This window comes from Dysgonomonas sp. ZJ709 (genome assembly GCF_011039195.1).
Lineage (GTDB): Bacteria > Bacteroidota > Bacteroidia > Bacteroidales > Dysgonomonadaceae > Dysgonomonas.
Genome location: NZ_JAAKEM010000006.1, coordinates 13,709 through 31,305, shown reverse-complemented (window position 1 = coordinate 31,305; position 17,597 = coordinate 13,709). Strand labels below are relative to the sequence as shown.

The 17,597-nt window shown below is 36.9% G+C and carries 13 protein-coding genes; 11 read left to right on the top strand and 2 right to left on the bottom strand.

All coding sequences use genetic code 11. The features are described from left to right. The first annotated feature begins 130 nt into the window (after nt 1–130). Nucleotides 131–1,768 carry a sulfatase-like hydrolase/transferase gene (locus tag G7Y56_RS06185; RefSeq protein ID WP_165041966.1) on the top strand — a complete coding sequence of 546 codons (1,638 nt, stop codon included), beginning with the start codon at nt 131–133 and terminating at the stop codon, nt 1,766–1,768. Nucleotides 1,769–1,774: 6 nt separating this feature from the next. On the opposite strand, the gene G7Y56_RS06180 is transcribed toward G7Y56_RS06185, so the two are convergent. Continuing rightward, entirely contained in the window at nt 1,775–2,767 is a 993-nt protein-coding gene (locus G7Y56_RS06180) for a DUF4421 family protein (protein WP_165041965.1), read from the bottom strand. Nucleotides 2,768–2,816: 49 nt separating this feature from the next. Further along, nucleotides 2,817–4,079, bottom strand: coding sequence for a threonine ammonia-lyase (ilvA, locus tag G7Y56_RS06175; protein ID WP_165041963.1), 1,263 nt, complete (start codon nt 4,077–4,079; stop codon nt 2,817–2,819). Nucleotides 4,080–4,291: 212 nt separating this feature from the next. Here ilvA and G7Y56_RS06170 point away from each other — a divergent pair, with 212 nt between their 5' ends. The 10 genes from G7Y56_RS06170 (at nt 4,292) to G7Y56_RS06125 (ending at nt 17,534) form a co-directional block, all read left to right on the top strand. Continuing rightward, nucleotides 4,292–5,176, top strand: coding sequence for an alkaline phosphatase (locus G7Y56_RS06170; RefSeq protein WP_165041961.1), 885 nt, complete (start codon nt 4,292–4,294; stop codon nt 5,174–5,176). 90 nt (nt 5,177–5,266) lie between these two features. Continuing rightward, nucleotides 5,267–8,152, top strand: coding sequence for a PD-(D/E)XK nuclease family protein (locus G7Y56_RS06165; protein WP_165041960.1), 2,886 nt, complete (start codon nt 5,267–5,269; stop codon nt 8,150–8,152). 436 nt (nt 8,153–8,588) lie between these two features. Then, nucleotides 8,589–9,635 carry a phosphate ABC transporter substrate-binding protein PstS gene (gene pstS / locus G7Y56_RS06160; RefSeq protein ID WP_165041959.1) on the top strand — a complete coding sequence of 349 codons (1,047 nt, stop codon included), beginning with the start codon at nt 8,589–8,591 and terminating at the stop codon, nt 9,633–9,635. Nucleotides 9,636–9,698: 63 nt separating this feature from the next. Further along, nucleotides 9,699–10,547, top strand: coding sequence for a phosphate ABC transporter permease subunit PstC (pstC, locus tag G7Y56_RS06155; protein ID WP_165021362.1), 849 nt, complete (start codon nt 9,699–9,701; stop codon nt 10,545–10,547). After that, the gene (pstA, locus tag G7Y56_RS06150; protein WP_165041958.1) at nt 10,544–11,422 is read left to right on the top strand and encodes a phosphate ABC transporter permease PstA; all 879 of its coding nucleotides are present in this window, start codon (nt 10,544–10,546) and stop codon (nt 11,420–11,422) included. The genes pstC and pstA overlap by 4 nt, the downstream gene beginning before the upstream one ends. Continuing rightward, complete coding sequence (gene pstB, locus G7Y56_RS06145) at nt 11,407–12,189, top strand: phosphate ABC transporter ATP-binding protein PstB (protein WP_165041957.1); 783 nt, start codon at nt 11,407–11,409, stop codon at nt 12,187–12,189. The genes pstA and pstB overlap by 16 nt, the downstream gene beginning before the upstream one ends. A 76-nt stretch (nt 12,190–12,265) precedes the next feature. Then, complete coding sequence (locus G7Y56_RS06140; protein WP_165021359.1) at nt 12,266–12,946, top strand: PhoU domain-containing protein; 681 nt, start codon at nt 12,266–12,268, stop codon at nt 12,944–12,946. Further along, nucleotides 12,930–13,631, top strand: a complete 702-nt coding sequence (locus tag G7Y56_RS06135) for a response regulator transcription factor (protein WP_165041956.1) — start codon at nt 12,930–12,932, stop codon at nt 13,629–13,631. The genes G7Y56_RS06140 and G7Y56_RS06135 overlap by 17 nt, the downstream gene beginning before the upstream one ends. 71 nt (nt 13,632–13,702) lie before the next feature. Continuing rightward, nucleotides 13,703–15,430 carry a cell wall metabolism sensor histidine kinase WalK gene (locus tag G7Y56_RS06130; RefSeq protein WP_165041955.1) on the top strand — a complete coding sequence of 576 codons (1,728 nt, stop codon included), beginning with the start codon at nt 13,703–13,705 and terminating at the stop codon, nt 15,428–15,430. Between the two features lie 472 nt (nt 15,431–15,902). Continuing rightward, nucleotides 15,903–17,534, top strand: a complete 1,632-nt coding sequence (locus G7Y56_RS06125) for a DUF6377 domain-containing protein (RefSeq protein WP_185153925.1) — start codon at nt 15,903–15,905, stop codon at nt 17,532–17,534. Nucleotides 17,535–17,597: the final 63 nt, after the last annotated feature.

The window sequence follows — 17,597 nt, the reverse complement described above, 5'->3', positions numbered from 1 at the left end:
TAAATGTTACACAAAAGTAAATTATACCAAAAGTAAGAATAAAATACTATATTTGTTCCCTGTAGATAGGTTATTTACAGCCTATGTTCTTTAAATCAAAAGAGTTAAAAAGTAAACCTTTACACTATTAATGAATCAATTACTCGACATTCTGAAGCATAAAAAGCTTCAATTTTTCTTCTTATTTTACATATTACTCCTATTACCAATACTTAGCCCTTTGGCCGAGAATATATCAATATTGGACAAACTAGCCATTTTTTTAGTCTGTGGATTGTTATTTATGTCGATTTCGATATTATCAGTTTTTATAAGTTCTAAATCGGAAAAAATCATATATTCGGTTCTACTGACCATATCCATTATACCGGGAGCTATCTTCTTAAGTTATCTTCTGTTTGCACATGTATTATTAGAGCAAAACAGTGTTACGAGCCTATTCGAAACCAATCCGGAAGAAAGTAAAGAATTTGTTGCCTATTACCTCAGTATATGGGTGATTGTCGGTGTATTGGTCTATACTGCGATCCCAATTGTAATGATATGCAAGATGAAATCTTTTAAACGGCTAAAAGTGAAAGATCATAAAGCCATTTTTATTCTTAGTATAATAGTACTGGTATCGATCGTTAGCATAAACAGGGTATCACGCTCTGTCTATTTTATCAATTTCTATAAAACATTTGTAAGCTATAAATTAAGAGTAAGCTACGAGATAAAGACTATTAAAGAAAGGCAGAACCAACCATTCGAAGTAAAGGTAACTCATCAGGACTCGCTTCCTCAAACAATCGTTATTGTTATCGGTGAATCTTTGACCAAGCGCCACATGTCTCTCTATGGCTATGCACGAAATACAAACCCGCTATTATCGAATTTAGTAAAAAGCAATCAGCTCCATGTTTATACAGATGTAGTATCGCCTCAGGTACACACTATTCCTGTAATGCGCTCTTTGCTCACCATGTCAGACTTAGAGCACCCCGAATATTTCACGAAATATCCTTCTCTATTCGAATTATTCAATCGGGCCGATTATGATACATACCTCATAAGTAATCAAGAATTCAGTGAGAAATATAGATCCAGCTATGATGTATTACTCACGTTAGCTAAAAATAAATATAATGTTGCCCAACACAAACAGCACGATGATGTTGTTCTGGATACTTTTCACGAAATATTAGACAACCAAACAATCAAAAATAGATTTATTGTTATCCATCTGATAGGCAACCACATGGCTTATGAATTCAGATATCCCAAAGAGTATATTGTATTTAATAATGCCAACGACAATCTTGTCGACACTGCCATTTTCAGGGACAAACAAGCAAAGAAGACAATAGATAAATACGACAATTCGGTTCTATACAACGACTTCATTATAAATAGTGTGATAAAATCACTCGAAGGGCTACAAAATCAGAAAACTGCAATGATCTATCTTTCCGATCATGGAGAAGAGCTATATGATTACCGTGAATTTGCAGGTCATGCTTACGAAAAGGTATCGCCTCCAATGTGCGAAATACCATTTATGGTATGGATGTCCGACAATTATAAGAAGAATCGCTCAGACCTAGTGCTTGACATCAATCGCCCCTACTCTACTCAAGATTTCATTTATACCATATCCGATATGAGTGGACTGGAATATGAGGGCTATGATGATTCACGAAGCCTATTTTCTACTCATTTCGAGCCTAAAGAAAGATTTGTAGGAGAGAAAAAATACACTAAGATTAAAGAGAAATTCGACAAATAAGTTTTCTTAGCGGAACCTCTTAGGTAATTTATCGATTATTTTGCTGGGAGCCGAATTGAATCGTCGAATGAAGTTTATTTGCATACTGCCCGAATCGACATTCAGGCTTCGGCTATCTTGAGTCATGAGCACCATCCTGTTATTTACAAACGAAACACTCAGAGACCAAATTTTCCCGTTATATCCGGCAGCAGCCCGAGGAAACATAGAGGGAAAAAAGTTTACCTTGCTGTTGTAAAAATTATTGATGTCGTCTGTCGCCACATTTAAGCCCAGAGAAAATGAACCTGTTACGTAGAAATTCTTTTTTATAACAAATGTATGTGCATAGCCGCCACTTATCCCTATCTGCAAATTCTTCTGGTTGTAACGCCCTAAAGACACAAGCGAAGAGTCGGACCTTATATCATTATAAAAGACACCTCCGCCGATCTGAAAACTACCTACAGACCTCATTTGCCGTTCAGATTGATCGAATGCAGCTTTGTATGAAAATTTTTTGTTATTAAAAAAGTACTGACCATAAGCACCATATTGAATCAGCTTTATATCAGGACAAAATGCAATCATTTTATCCGAAGCGTCTTCCTGATAGAAACCTTTATAGTTTTGAAAAAATAGATCGAACACATATTTTCGCTTATAATAATGGTACTGAAAAGCAAAAGATTTTGTATTTCCTTTCTTCTTATCCCGCATGAAACCAAAACCATAGGAGCCACTTAACGAAGAATTTTTCCACGATACACCCAAGCCCAGACTAATTGGATTATTAGGACGGTATGTGTATTCAGTATCGTAGTCATAATCTTGCGATAATGCACTATAAGAATCCATAACGTAGGCCCGGATTGCCAATTTCTGATCAAACGGACGGATATAGGAGCTGTCAACTTGAGCTAAACAATAAGCTTGGGAAAGTAGAAATAATGAAAATAGAACTATATAGCGGAAACGAAATTTATTTGCCAATATCATAATAACGTAGTAATAGTACATTCTAAAACATATGTAATGTAGAACGTACTAAAATGAATTTTAGTCTTTCTTAAAGTATATATCGCCCTAAATCGCTATCGGGATCAAGAATTGTAAAGTCGAGACCATAGTCACGCATGCGAGCTAATAATCCTTCATATTCGTCAATAGAATCGAGTTCTATACCGACAAGAGTAGGCCCTGATTCTTTCTCATTCTTTTTCATATACTCGAAACGTACAATATCGTCACTATCGCCTAACACTTTATTTACAAAATCTTTTAAGGCATTCGGGCGCTGAGCAAAACGTATAATAAAATAATGTCTCAACCCCTCGAAAATCAAAGATCGCTCTTTAATTTCCTGCATACGATCTATATCGTTATTACTGCCACTAACAATGCAAACTACATTTTTACCTCTTATCTCCGATGCATAATGATTCAGTGCCGCAATACTCAATGCTCCCGCAGGTTCTACTACAATAGCGTTCTCATTGTACAATTTGAGAATAGCCGTACAAGCTTCCCCTTCGGGAACCAAACAAATATCATCGACTACTTTTGCACAAATTGGATAAGTAAGATCTCCCGCCCGTTTTACAGCTGCGCCATCTACAAATTTATCTATGCGATTAAGTGTGACCGGATGCCCTGCTTTAAAAGCTGCATTCATACTTGCTGCTCCCGTAGGTTCTACACCTATAACCTTAGTCGCCGGCGAATAATCCTTAACATAAGCACCAACTCCGGCACATAATCCACCACCACCGATAGGGATAAAAATATAATCTAATGGCATTTCCCCCATTTCGTTCAAAACTTCCAGACCAACAGTCCCTTGTCCTTCAATAATCCGGGGTTCGTCAAAAGGAGGAATAAATGTCATATTATGATTATGCGAATAATCTTTTGCAGCATCTGCACAATCGTCGAATGTATCACCTTCCAATACAATCTCGATATGACCATTGCCAAACATTTTGGTCTGCTTTATTTTTTGTTTTGGTGTTATTTTAGGCATATAAACAACACCCTTTATGCCTAAGCGATTACAACTATATGCAAATCCTTGAGCATGATTACCTGCACTGGCACAAACCACACCTTTTTTCAGAAGTTCGGGGTCGAGACTACTTATCATATTATAAGCTCCTCGCAGCTTGTATGAGCGAACAACCTGTAAATCTTCGCGCTTCAGATAAATATTAGCTTCAAAATATTGAGATAATGAATTCAGATACTGCAAAGGAGTCTCTTTAGCAATGCCTTTCAATCGGTCTAACGCCTCCTCTATATGAAGACCAAATTCATCTGTTAATCGTGTTTGCATATGTCGTTATAGTATTTTTAGAATAAGCGAAACAAAGATACAAAATTGAAAACTATCTTACAGCTACTTTACATTTTATTCAAATGATTTATTTAAGTAAATATACGAAATGAACAAATACGTCTACATAAAGGGGTAAAAAGGGATATAAACCTATAATCCTTGATTAATTTTTGTAAATTTGTATAGCTAACTTTAAATAATCGACACTAATGAAAAACCGACTGATCTTACTTATTTTCTGTTTAAGTATTGTATTACATACAAATGCTACCAATGTCAAACATGTAGTGCTAATCGGCTGCGACGGATTCGGCGCATACGCTTACAACAAAGCAAATATGCCTAATCTGAAGAAATTAGCGGCAGATGGATCCTGGTCTCTAAAAGCCCGATCAGTTCTGCCTTCATCCAGCGCTGTCAATTGGGCCTCTATGCTTATGAGTGCCAGTCCTACCCTACATGGCTACACCGAATGGGGAAGCCAAACACCCGAAATACCATCTGCTGCAACTAGCCAATATGGTAAATTCCCCTCCATTTATACTATAATAAAAGAACAATTACCTCAAGCCAAGACTGCTGTTGTATACAGTTGGGGAGGTATAGAATATCTTGTGGAAAAAGAAATTATAGACTTCGTTATACCGACCAACGACAATGATAACCTTTGTGTAGACGAAGCAGTAACCATTATCAAAAAAGAGAAGCCACTATTTACATTTATTCATCTGGACGAACCTGATCATATTGGTCATAGTGCCGGACATAATACTCCCGAATATTATGCTGAACTCGAAAATGTCGATGCAAGAATTGGCAGAATAGTGCAAGCCGTAAAAGATGCAGGGATAGAAGATGAGACCATTATTATGGTTGTATCCGATCATGGAGGAATAGAAAAAGGTCATGGAGGAAAAACACTCTACGAAGTAGAAGTCCCTATCGTAATATGTGGCCCGGGAATTAAAAAAGGGCATGAAATAAAAGATGTTATTATTGATTACGACTATGGCGCGACCATTGCCGAAATATTCGGACTTAAACGTCCGCAAGCATGGAGAGGCATTCCCATTTCGGATGCTTTCATAAAATAAGACTTACAAATTCTGAAAATAAGTCCTTGTAAACATTTACAGGGACTTGTTTTTTTATTACTTTGTATCTGAATCCCATTAAATGAAAAAATGATACCATTTCTCTATAATGTTGCCCAAACATATTATAAAACCTACGATAAGGAAATCAGTCGGTTTACCTTTGTTTTTCCTAATCGGCGGGCAAGTATCTTTTTTCAGCACTACTTATCACAAATAGCGAAAAAGCCGATCTTTTCGCCCGAAGTATTGACTGTTACCGATCTGTTTGAAAAACTAAGTCCGTATAAAAAAGCCGATCGTATCGAAATGCTTTTTATGCTGTATGATATTTACATTCAGATAAGTAAATCGACAGAGACATTCGACGAGTTTTTATATTGGGGAGAGATGCTGCTTAACGATTTCGACGATGTAGATAAATATCTGGTAGATGCCGAACAGCTTTTCCGCAACATCTACGATCTGAAAGAGATAGATGCCGGATTCGATTTTCTGACCGACGATCAGATAGAAGCTATAAAAAGATTCTGGTCTAATTTTCTACCCATCGGCGATAATGACAAGAAGAAAGACTTCCTCGAAATGTGGCAGGTACTTTTTCGACTTTATACAACCTTAAGAGAACAATTAAGGGAAAAGGGACAAGCATACGAAGGAATGATTTTTCGTGATGTGACCGAAAAAGCCTTACGCAAAGAAGAGATAGAATTACCTTTCGAAAAAATCATATTTGTAGGGCTTAACGGTCATAGTAAGTCGGAGGAGAAATTCCTCAGCTATCTTCAAAAAAGAGGCATTGCCGATTTTTATTGGGATTATTCATCTCCATTAGTAAAAGATGCACAAAATAAAGCATCATTCTTTATTGATAAAAACCGTCTGCTATTTCCCTCGCAACTTATTCTCGAAGCCGAAGAGCTGACAATGGATTTGCCTGTTATCGAAGCTATCGGTATACCGTCGGCAGTAGGTCAGGCAAAATATGTTCATACTATTATAAAATCGTTGTTGAACGAGAAACAGATAGTCTCGTCTGATAAAGCAATGAATACAGCCTTAGTATTACCCGATGAAAATCTATTATTGCCCACCCTCTATTCCATTCCCGAAGAGATAGATAAAATAAACGTAACGATGGGATATAATCTCAACAATACGTCCGTATCGGGATTGATGGAGCATATATTTAACATCCAGCGTAATATTAAGAAATCGGGTGGACAGATAAGCTTTTACTACCGTCCTGTACTCGCTATCCTCAACCATCGGTACATTACCAATGTACTAGAAGATGAAGCCAAACGATTGAAACAAAATATCATTCAATACAATAAAGTAGTGGTTTCGGTTGGTGAACTGCAAACTCATCCGTTACTTAAACTGATATTTGCTCCTATCGAGCGATGGCAGGATATTCCCGAATATCTTAAGAACATCTTAGCTGCACTGAAAACGTTGTTGTCGGTGAACACTGAAAACGAAGATGAAGATATAAATGCCCGATCGATAGACATAGAGTGTGAATTTATTGTAGAATACTACAAGACTATCAACAAGATGGAAGATGCATTGAAAGATGCTGCGCCCGATATGACAGTCGAAACTTACTTCAAGCTACTGAAAAAACTGATAGTAAGTATCAGTGTACCATTCAGCGGTGAACCATTATCTGGATTACAAATAATGGGGGTCCTCGAAACACGTGCATTAGACTTCGACAATCTGATCATTATGTCGATGAACGAAGGCATATTCCCGTTAAAAAAAGCAACAAATTCATTTATTCCTTACAACCTGCGCAGAGGGTTTGAACTACCGACATACGAGCATCAGGACAGCATATTCGCATACCATTTCTACCGTATGATAAACAGGGCTAAGCGCATATATCTACTTTACGATACTCGTACCGAAGGTTTACAAATGGGCGAAGTCAGCCGCTACTACAAACAAATAAAACACCTGTACGCCGACAAATTCGATATACAAGAGAAGCTTGCTACCTATAAAGTATCATCGAACGAAAGTTTATCCATCTCCATCAGGAAAACACCTCAGATAATGGATAAAATGAAGGCTTTCGGACAAGGTGGAGACAGAAGCCTGTCGGCCAGTTCGATAAACACTTATCTGAACTGTCCGCTACAATTCTATTTGTCCATTATCGAAAAAATGGATGAAGAGGACGAAATTACGGAGACAATAGAAGCCAGCACTTTCGGTACGATCTTTCACTCCTCAATAGAATGGTTATACAAACCGTTCGAGGGTAAAATGGTTACAGCCGATCTGCTTCACAAAATAGCTAAAGACGAGAAGCTTTTGACCGAAACAATAGAAAGATCGTTTGCCGAAAACTATTTCAAAACAGAAAAAATAAAAAAACTCACAGGACAAAACTTCCTGACAGGTGAGGTGCTGCGTAAATATATAAAACGTGTATTAGCTACCGATGCTAAACTGACGCCATTTATATACATCGAATCTGAAAAACGAATCAAGATAGATTATCCTTTACCTTCGGGCGAAACAGTATCTCTTAAAAGTTTCATCGACCGTGTGGACGAGGTGAAAGGACACACCCGAATTATCGATTATAAGACAGGCAAAGGTGTTCTTCGATATCGGGCAATGAAAGACTTGTTCGACAAAGAACTGAAAGACCGCCCGAAAGCCGTTATGCAGGTTTTTATGTATGCCCATTTGTATATGATGGAGCAACCCGAAAAAATTATAGAACCGGGTATATACTATTTACGCAATCTGTTTGATAACAGATTCGATCCCGATGTCATCTATAAACCCGAGCGTGAAGACAAACGAATCATTGATTTCACACCGTACCGAAAAGATTTCAAAGAACATTTCGATACCTGCCTCGAAGAAATATTCAATCCCGAAATACCATTCAACCAAACCCCTACGGGCGAAGCTTGCAAATGGTGCACTTTTACCAATATTTGTAAAAAGTAAAAGCATTGTCGGCCTTAACCGAAAGCCAACAATATCCTAACATAATCTAAACTTCATATACTTTTCTTTACAATTTATCTGCATTTAGTACAACGATCATATAATTATGTGTTATGAGCTAGTATCTATCGTCCATTCTGTCATCCCGATACGCAGTGAGGGATCTGTTATCTCTTGAGTTTATTAGTCAACATGCTTATTTTATATAGATCCCTCACTACATATCGGGATGACAAATTCGAATGAAGATGTTATTAGTTATTGTTCCTTTTATAATATTAAACTCATATTGAACTACCTATTTGTCTATCTGCCAATTAACCTTTTACAAAATAATCTTAACCATCACGTAACAATTGCGTAGCAGAAGTGTTATAATAATGAAATAATATTGCATCAGAATTAATAAGGTCACGATATATAAATAAGAAAAAATATGAAAAAGATACTATTTTTCGCTTTCGCAGCTTTACTTCTAGTTTCTTGTAGTTCATCTAACAAAAACGGAGCAAAATTATCGGGAGCAGGAGCTACATTTCCCGCACCATTCTACAATATCGTTTTTAAAAGTTACTCTCAAACAGCAGGAAACAATGTTACTTACGGAGCAGTAGGTAGTGGCGGAGGTATTCGCAGCCTGAAAGACAAAACAGTTGACTTCGGCGCTACTGATGTATTTTTATCTGATGCCGAACTAAAAGATATGGGTGCAGATATAGTACATATTCCTACTGCAGTTGGAGCCGTAGTGCTGGCATACAACTTACCTAATGTTACAGATTTGAGGCTGACTGCCGAAGTTATCTCAGATATATACAGAGGTAAAATCACCAAATGGAATGACGAAAAAATTAAAACATTAAATCCGGGTATAACTTTCCCCGACAAAGCAATAACTGCCGTGTATCGTTCGGATGGCAGTGGAACAACATTTGTGTTCTCTGACTATATGAGCAAAGTGAATGACAATTGGAAAAATGAAATAGGTAGTGGAAAATCGCTTAAGTTTCCTGCCGGAATTGCAGCTAAAGGAAATCCGGGAGTAGCAGGTATTGTTGCCGAAACAGAAGGTTCGATCGGGTATATCGGTTCTGAATACGCATTAGCTCTGAATATTACAGCAGCATCGCTACAAAACAGTGCAGGTCATTTTATCAAAGCCGATACCAAAAGTATATCTGCTGCTGCAAACGTAGATATGCCAGCTGATACCCGCCTGATGATTACCAATTCGCCTAACCCTGAAGCCTACCCTATCAGCACTTTCACATGGATAATTGCTTACAAAGAACAAGGATATAATAACAGAAGTGAAAACACAGCCAAATCACTCAGCAACCTGCTTAGTTTTGTTATAAGCAAAGAAGGACAAGATATTGCAGCAAAAACTCACTATGCTCCACTATCGCCCGCTGCTCTTGAAAAAACGCAGGCAATTATTAAGTCAATGACTTTTAACGGAAATCCGATTGTTACAGAATAAGTAAGAACTCATATTCTTTTACTTAAATTTTAAATTACACAAAGGGTTTATATACTCGTTAAGATGAAAGACAAAATATTTAAGATAATACTTTTTATAGCCTCTTGTTTGATATTACTTCTGACAGCAGGTATAGTCTATGGCTTAATAAGCAAAAGCATAGACGCCTTCTCATCCTTCGGATTCATCGGATTCATATCTTCTTCGGAATGGGATTCGGTCAACAACCAGTTTGGAGCCTTATCATTCATTACAGGTACACTTATCACATCTATTCTTGCCTTACTGTTCTGTATACCCTTTTCACTGTCGATTGCCTTGTTTAACGGCGAATACTTCAGAGGTAAAAAAATAGCAACAGTAGTTAGTTCTATTGTAGATTTACTAGCCGGCATACCATCGATCGTTTACGGTTTATGGGGATTTTATGTACTACGCCCCATTCTTGTTGATATGGGACTCAGTGCACAAGGATTCGGCGTATTATTATCGTCCATTATCTTGGCGATTATGATTATCCCTTACGCTTCATCATTAAGCACCGAATTTATATCGATGGTGCCCAACGAATTGAAGGAAGCAGCATATAGCTTAGGAGCAACTAATCTTGAAGTAATACGAACAGTAAGCCTCCCCGTAGCAGGATCGGGAATTTTCGCCTCATATATATTAGCTTTCGGGCGTGCATTAGGCGAAACAATGGCTGTAACCATGCTGATAGGAAATACAAATAATATACCTCAAAGCATATCCGATACAGGAAATACAATGGCAAGTATCATAGCCAATCAATTCGGAGAGGCCGACGGCTTAAAACTAAGTTCGCTAATGGCTATCGGATTGCTGTTATTCCTTATAACGGCTTCGATCAATTTTATAGCCAAGTATATCATGAAAATTGTAAATAGATGAAAAAGAATATATTTTCAAGTTCCAGATATAGATTAGCCAAGAATAGGGCATTCTTCTTTAGTGTCTGCTTTTTTTCGGCTATTACAATGATTCCTCTTTTTCTCATCTTGTGGGAATTGGTGAAGAAAGGATACAGACAATTTAATGTAAGCTTGTTTACAGAGGTTGCACCCACATCGATGGAAGCCATGCTTGCACGTATAAGCGGTGATCTTATTCCGGGCGGTATATTAAACGGATTAGCAGGTACTTTATTTATTCTGGTTATGGCAATTGTGATAGCGATACCAGTCGGCATAATGACCGGCATTTATCTTGCAGAAAATCAAAATACACGGTTCAGCAAATTAATCAGAAGCCTTACCGATCTCTTACAAGGTATTCCATCTATCGTAATAGGTATAATCGTTTATATCTGGGTGGTAAAACCCATGTTCAGTTACTCTGCGCTGGCTGGTAGCGTAGCATTGGCGATAATGATGTTACCGATGATTATACGCTCCACAGAAGAGAGTCTTAAGATGTTACCCACTTCGCTCAAAGAAGCAGGGCTGGCATTAGGTGGTTCTTATAGTTCTGTAGTACTCAGAATATTACTACCTTCAGCATTCGGAGGGTTATTTACAGGATCGCTACTTGCCGTATCGCGTGTAATGGGTGAAACAGCACCATTACTGGTTACAGCATTGGGCGCATCGGTTGTCAACTGGGATGCCGCACAACCGACAAGTGCTATTTCGCTATTGATATGGGAATTTTATAACGATCCCAACTTGGCGGATTTAGTTTGGTCATCATCATTATTTTTACTTCTTATCGTATTAGGAATTAATATATTTGCAAAAAGCATAGCTAAAAAATGGAAAATACAATAACGACAGACAATAAATATATACTTGAGTTGAAAGATGTATCTGTATCTTACACTCCGGGAAAAAATGCAGTAAATGCAGTAAGTGCAGGGATAAAGCCAAATACAGTTACTGCCATAATGGGCCCTTCGGGCTGTGGTAAGAGTACTCTGTTACGTGCTATCAACCGCATGCACGAACTATATCCGGACATTGTAACCACAGGTGAGATCTTATTGAAAGGTGAAAATATCTTCGATATGAATCCGATGAAAGTTCGCCGATTGGCAGGTATGGTATTTCAGCGACCGAATCCATTCCCTACGATGAGCATATCTGATAATGTACTTGCCGGCTATAAACTGAATAATATAAAACTAAGTAAATCCGATAAAGAAGAAATTGTAGAGCAAAGCCTGCGTAGTGTGGCTTTGTGGGACGAAGTAAAAGATGCGATAGGGAAAAAAGGAACATTCCTTTCTGGCGGTCAGCAACAGCGGCTATGTATCGCCCGTGCTTTGGCTCTTAAGCCCGAACTGCTATTAATGGATGAACCGACATCGGCACTCGACCCCATTTCTACAAACAGAATAGAAGAACTGATATTAGAATTAAAAAAGCAATATACAATCGTGATTGTAACACATAATATGTCGCAGGCAGCTCGCCTGTCCGACAATTCTATGTTTATGTATCTGGGCGAACTGGTAGAGTACGGTACAACCAAGCAAATGTTTACCAAGCCTAAGGATAAACGTACAGAAGATTATCTGACAGGGGTATTTAGTTAAGGTCACAGACCTTTTTATTACTTTAGAGTTATAACAAGCAATAGTTACCATGTAGCTATCTAAAATAGAAAAAACGATGACAACAAATATGAAATTGAAGCAACTCGAAATTCTACTTAACGATTTTGAGTTATTATCAAAAACCGCTTTGGTTCAGATGCAGATTGTAAACAGGCTGTCCGAAGACAATAGTATCAAAGCGCTTTATGAAGAAGCAGAATCGAACGAAATAATAATGGACAGGCTGGAAATAAAAATCAGAGAAGAAGTTGTTTTTACCATTTTCCAGTTCAACCCCATAGCTGCCGATCTAAGAAAAATAATTACTTATCAAGATATTACTACTAATCTGGAGCGTGTCGGTGACATGCTTTTAAATATTATCCATTTCCTCAAAGTAACAGATATACATCACGCTGATTTTGATGTAATACGGAAATTGATACATAAAATGTTAGGAGCTGTAAATGAAATGTTGCGTAATGCTATATTTTCATTTTCGAACCGAGATAGTCATACTGCATACAAAATAATTAAAGACGATGATAAAGTAGACAGCCTGTTTGATCAAATTGGAATATCTTTACAAGAAACATTCGCCACTAAAGAGTTAAGCAAAGATCAGATACGAAACATTATCAATGTAAATGCAATATCTCACAATCTCGAACGCATCGGAGACAGTGCTACTAATATTGCCGAGGCAACTATTTATTTGACCGAAGGAAAAGATATAAGACATGGAAATGAAGAATAACGACACATCGATACTAATAGTAGACGATGAGGCCGACATACGCGAAATCCTCCAATTTAACCTCGAACACGAAGGATATATCATCGATCAGGCTGAGTCGGCCGAACAAGCTCTCGAAAAGCTATCACCTAAGCATCAGCTGATTCTTCTTGATGTTATGATGGGGGGTATATCGGGATTTAAACTTGCCGACCAATTGAGAAAGCTGGGAAACAATATTCCAATTATATTCTTAACGGCAAAAGATACTGAAAATGATATGCTGACCGGATTTTCGATCGGAGGAGACGACTATATATCTAAACCCTTCTCGATAAAAGAAGTAATTGCCCGTGTAAAAAGTGTAGTGAAAAGAGCGAGCTTAACAGAGAAGGCCGAGAAAGCTAAGGTTCTGGATATAAACAATCTGAAAATTGATTTAGATTCTAAAGTTGTTTCTATCAGTGATGAGACTATTGATCTTACAAAAACCGAATATAATATACTTGTCTTACTTGTTCAGAACGAAGGGCGGACTTTCTCCCGTTCCGATATTTTAGAAAAAGCATGGGATGGAAACGGCATTGTATTAGACAGGACGGTAGATGTACACATCACCCGCCTTCGGAAAAAGATAGGACAATATGGCGATTATATTGTCAATCGTACAGGATACGGATACAGCTTTAATATGCACAACAAATAAAGGTCGTAAACCTTTGTAATATAAAACAGGTCAATAATTATTTCTTAATACATCATAAACTCAATATAGTTATGAAACTGACATATAAACAACGCATCTTTTGTTACTTCCTCGTCATCTTTGTGTTATTTGCAGGGAGCATAATTATATTTGAACAAAGCGAAGAAAAAAAGTATCGCACAGATGATCTGATAGCACGTTTGGATCGTTATTCCGAAATTGTACACAAGTATATTGAGCAAAATCAGTTGAATGATACAACCATACCTAAACTTCATAATCTGGCAGACATTTTGCCAGACGATATCCGTATCACAGTAATAGGTACAGAAGGGAAAGTAAAATACGACAAAGATGTAACTAACTTAAATACATTAGAAAACCATCTGGATCGCCCCGAAATAAGAAACGCACAATATCAGTCGCATGGCTGGAATATCCGTATGTCGGCATCAACAAAGCACGAATATATCTATTATGCAAGACATTATCCATCATACTATGTACGTGTAGCATTACCCTACAATATCGAAACAAAAAATATGCTTCAAGCGGACAAAATGTTTATCTATATTGTCGGTATAATGTTTATTATTGTATTAGTATTACTGAATTATGCCGCAGGAAGGTTCAGCAGTTCCATTGCCAGATTGAAAACCTTTACATCGCTGATAAAAGGAGATAAACCACTTCCAAAAGATATACATTTCCCCGATGATGAATTAGGGGAGATTGGATATGAGTTAGTGGATATATTCGACCAAAAAGAAAAAATAAAGCACAATATAGAATTAGAGCGTGAGAAAATTATACGCCATTTTCAATTTTCGGAAGAGGGTTTATGCATATTCTCGTCCGATCGCAAAAAGGTCTATGCCAATACGCACTTCATCCACTTTATGAACTTCATAGCCGATAAGCCAATGTTCAACGTCGATATGATTTTTAAGGAAGATGCATTCAGTCCTATCATGGAGTTTCTGGATGATACAAATAAAGTACAAAACCACTCTATATTCGAACTTAACAGAAATGGTAAAGTATTCCTGATAAAGACAATCGTATTCGAAGATAAAAGCTTTGAGATCACAATAAAAGATATCACCAAAGTAGAGAAAAATCGTCTTTTAAAACAAGAAATGACTAATAACATAGCGCACGAATTGCGCACACCTGTTACAAGCCTACGTGGATACCTCGAAACACTGAATGAGCAAAGTTTACCTGCTGATAAACAAAAACAATTTATCGACAGAGCATACCAACAATCGATTCGCTTATCTAATCTGATAGACGACGTAAGCCTTATCAGTAAAATGGAGGAATCGACAAAACAATTTACGACCGAAAACATCAATCTGTCGCAGGTAATAAATGATGTTCGTATTGATCTTACAGACAAGTTGGTAGAAAACGATATAAAACTCGACATTTCGCTAAAAGACGATTTACATCTGACAGGTAACTATACTTTACTCTATTCCATCTTCCGTAACCTGATAGATAACTCGATAAGTTATGCTGGGCCACATACCGAGATACATATAAACAACTACATGGAAGATGAAAAATTCCTATACCTATCATTCTATGATACAGGAAAAGGTGTCGGCGAAGAACATCTGAACCGCTTATTCGAACGTTTCTACCGTGTATCTGAAGGACGCACACGAGATACTGGTGGTTCTGGTTTGGGATTATCTATTGTCAGAAATGCTGTGTTGTTTCACAAAGGAGAAATACAGGTAAAAAATAGGATAGATGGAGGGCTCGAATTTCTGTTCACATTAAAAAAATAGATCATAAATGCTAATATCGGTTTCTGTTTAGCAAACCCCTATTTCAAATACAAATATCTGAACTACGAAATATATTTGAATATTTTATAGTTCAGATATTTGTATTTACTTTGTAGCAGAATATAAATCTCGCTCATTTTTAATTTAATGACAGCTTACCCTCAATATATATCAGCTTTTCCTATCATTTTTTCTGCTGAAAATTTGGAGGTTAACCATGTTTTATTAGAGAGAGAGAGAGAGAGAGAGAGAGAGAGAGAGAGAGAGAGAGAGAGAGAGAGAGAATATATAGTAATATTATTCCGTCCAAACAAGAGTTCCCTTAATTTTAATAAATTATCTGCTCGGCTTCTATGAGGTCCGGGTTTTCTTTGTTTATGCAACTCGTTAACGAAACGATATAACCTCTTGAGATAACAATACGATTTTCTACTACTAACCCATAAATGGTCTGCATATCCAAACAACTACTATGATAAGATACATTATTATACTAATTCTACTATTTACTGCACTTGGCAATATTTCATCTAAGAATGAGACTGATTCTATAGCCAAGGAACTAAATAATGCGCTGAATAACATCGAGTCTTATGATGCTGTTAAAGAAAAGAACATACAGAATCTAAAGCAAATGTTGACTATAAAGAACTTATATCCTGAGCAAATATATGAGATCAATAGTAAGCTGTGCAACGAGTATAGAAAATACATATCGGATTCTGCCGTCACCTATGTCTTAGATAATATTAAAATTGCAAATCAGATTGGGAATCTCGATCTTAAGAATGAAGCTAATCTGGAACTGGCATGGCTATATTCGACAGAAGGTCTATATATAGAAGCCAAGAATATACTCGACAATATAGATCGGTCTACATTGATAAAAGAGCAACTTCCCGACTATTACGAAATATACAATGCATTTTGCAGCCATTATGGGCAAAGCAACAATAACGCCAATTATTATAAGAAAAGCGAGTTATACCGCGATTCTTTACTAATGGTTCTTGATACTCAATCGACTCTATACCAAATAACTTATGCTACCAAAATATTTTATAAAGGGCAAAGAGATGAGGCCGAAACAATTCTGTTATCTCTTTTAGATAAAACATCCGATAAAGATGCCGATCGTGCGGTAATTGCTTACATGCTCGGATTGAAATATAAAGAAGACGGTAATATAGAATTACAAAAAAAGTATCTATCCATGTCTGCTATTACCGATATCAAAAACTCGATAAAAGACAATGCTTCATTACAGGGATTAGCATTAATGTATTATGGCATGGGTGATATAGATCTCGCATATAAATTTATAGAAATGGCCATAAACGATGCTGTATTTTGTAATGTTCGGTGCAGAACTTTCGAAACATCATCCTTCTATCCGTTAATAAATGCAGCATACCAAGCTAAAGAGAATAAACAAAAATCAGAACTTCAATCATATTTAATACTCATCAGCATCTTATCGGTATTTCTTATCATTGGTATTATCTATGTGTACAGGCAGATGAAAAGACTGTCGCGCATCAGAAAAGAGCTATATCATACAAATGTAAAACTAAGCAAACTGAACGAAGATTTAAATAGTGCTAACAGTAGTTTGAGTGAAGCAAATCATATTAAAGAAGAATATATAGCACATTTTTTCGATCTGTGCTCAACGTACATAGATAAGTTTGAAGATTATCGCAAATCATTGAGCAAACTTGCAGCAAACAATAAGATCGAAGATTTGTTCAAAGCCCTTAAATCGACCATACTGATCGAAAACGAATTGGAAGATTTATACAAAAACTTCGATTCCATCTTCTTAAATATATACCCAACCTTCGTAGAAGAGTTCAATGCCCTGCTTCTCCCCGATGAACAGATACTGCCCAAGCAAGGCGAATTTTTGAATACCGAATTGCGGATATTCGCACTAATTCGTCTAGGTATTACCGACAGTGTTAAGATTGCCAGCTTCCTTCGATATTCTTTAAGAACTGTTTACAATTACCGCACAAAAGTCAGAAACAAAGCTGCCGATTCTCGTGACGAATTTGAGGAAAGAGTGAAAGAAATTGGAGCGGTAAGCAAAAAATACAAGTAATAAGTCAGTACTTTTTACACCACCGAATAAATGCTAATTACCTATAAAACAGTAGTTAGCATT

Bases quoted from the DNA above. Each gene is read 5' to 3' on its own strand.
- G7Y56_RS06165 (WP_165041960.1), top strand. From the start codon at position 5,267: ATGATACCATTTCTCTATAATGTTGCCCAAACATATTATAAAACCTAC.
- G7Y56_RS06140 (WP_165021359.1), top strand. From the start codon at position 12,266: ATGACAACAAATATGAAATTGAAGCAACTCGAAATTCTACTTAACGAT.
- G7Y56_RS06180 (WP_165041965.1), bottom strand. From the start codon at position 2,767: ATGTACTATTACTACGTTATTATGATATTGGCAAATAAATTTCGTTTC.
- G7Y56_RS06170 (WP_165041961.1), top strand. From the start codon at position 4,292: ATGAAAAACCGACTGATCTTACTTATTTTCTGTTTAAGTATTGTATTA.
- G7Y56_RS06185 (WP_165041966.1), top strand. From the start codon at position 131: ATGAATCAATTACTCGACATTCTGAAGCATAAAAAGCTTCAATTTTTC.
- pstA (WP_165041958.1), top strand. From the start codon at position 10,544: ATGAAAAAGAATATATTTTCAAGTTCCAGATATAGATTAGCCAAGAAT.
- pstC (WP_165021362.1), top strand. From the start codon at position 9,699: ATGAAAGACAAAATATTTAAGATAATACTTTTTATAGCCTCTTGTTTG.
- pstS (WP_165041959.1), top strand. From the start codon at position 8,589: ATGAAAAAGATACTATTTTTCGCTTTCGCAGCTTTACTTCTAGTTTCT.
- G7Y56_RS06130 (WP_165041955.1), top strand. From the start codon at position 13,703: ATGAAACTGACATATAAACAACGCATCTTTTGTTACTTCCTCGTCATC.
- G7Y56_RS06125 (WP_185153925.1), top strand. From the start codon at position 15,903: ATGATAAGATACATTATTATACTAATTCTACTATTTACTGCACTTGGC.
- ilvA (WP_165041963.1), bottom strand. From the start codon at position 4,079: ATGCAAACACGATTAACAGATGAATTTGGTCTTCATATAGAGGAGGCG.
- pstB (WP_165041957.1), top strand. From the start codon at position 11,407: ATGGAAAATACAATAACGACAGACAATAAATATATACTTGAGTTGAAA.
- G7Y56_RS06135 (WP_165041956.1), top strand. From the start codon at position 12,930: ATGGAAATGAAGAATAACGACACATCGATACTAATAGTAGACGATGAG.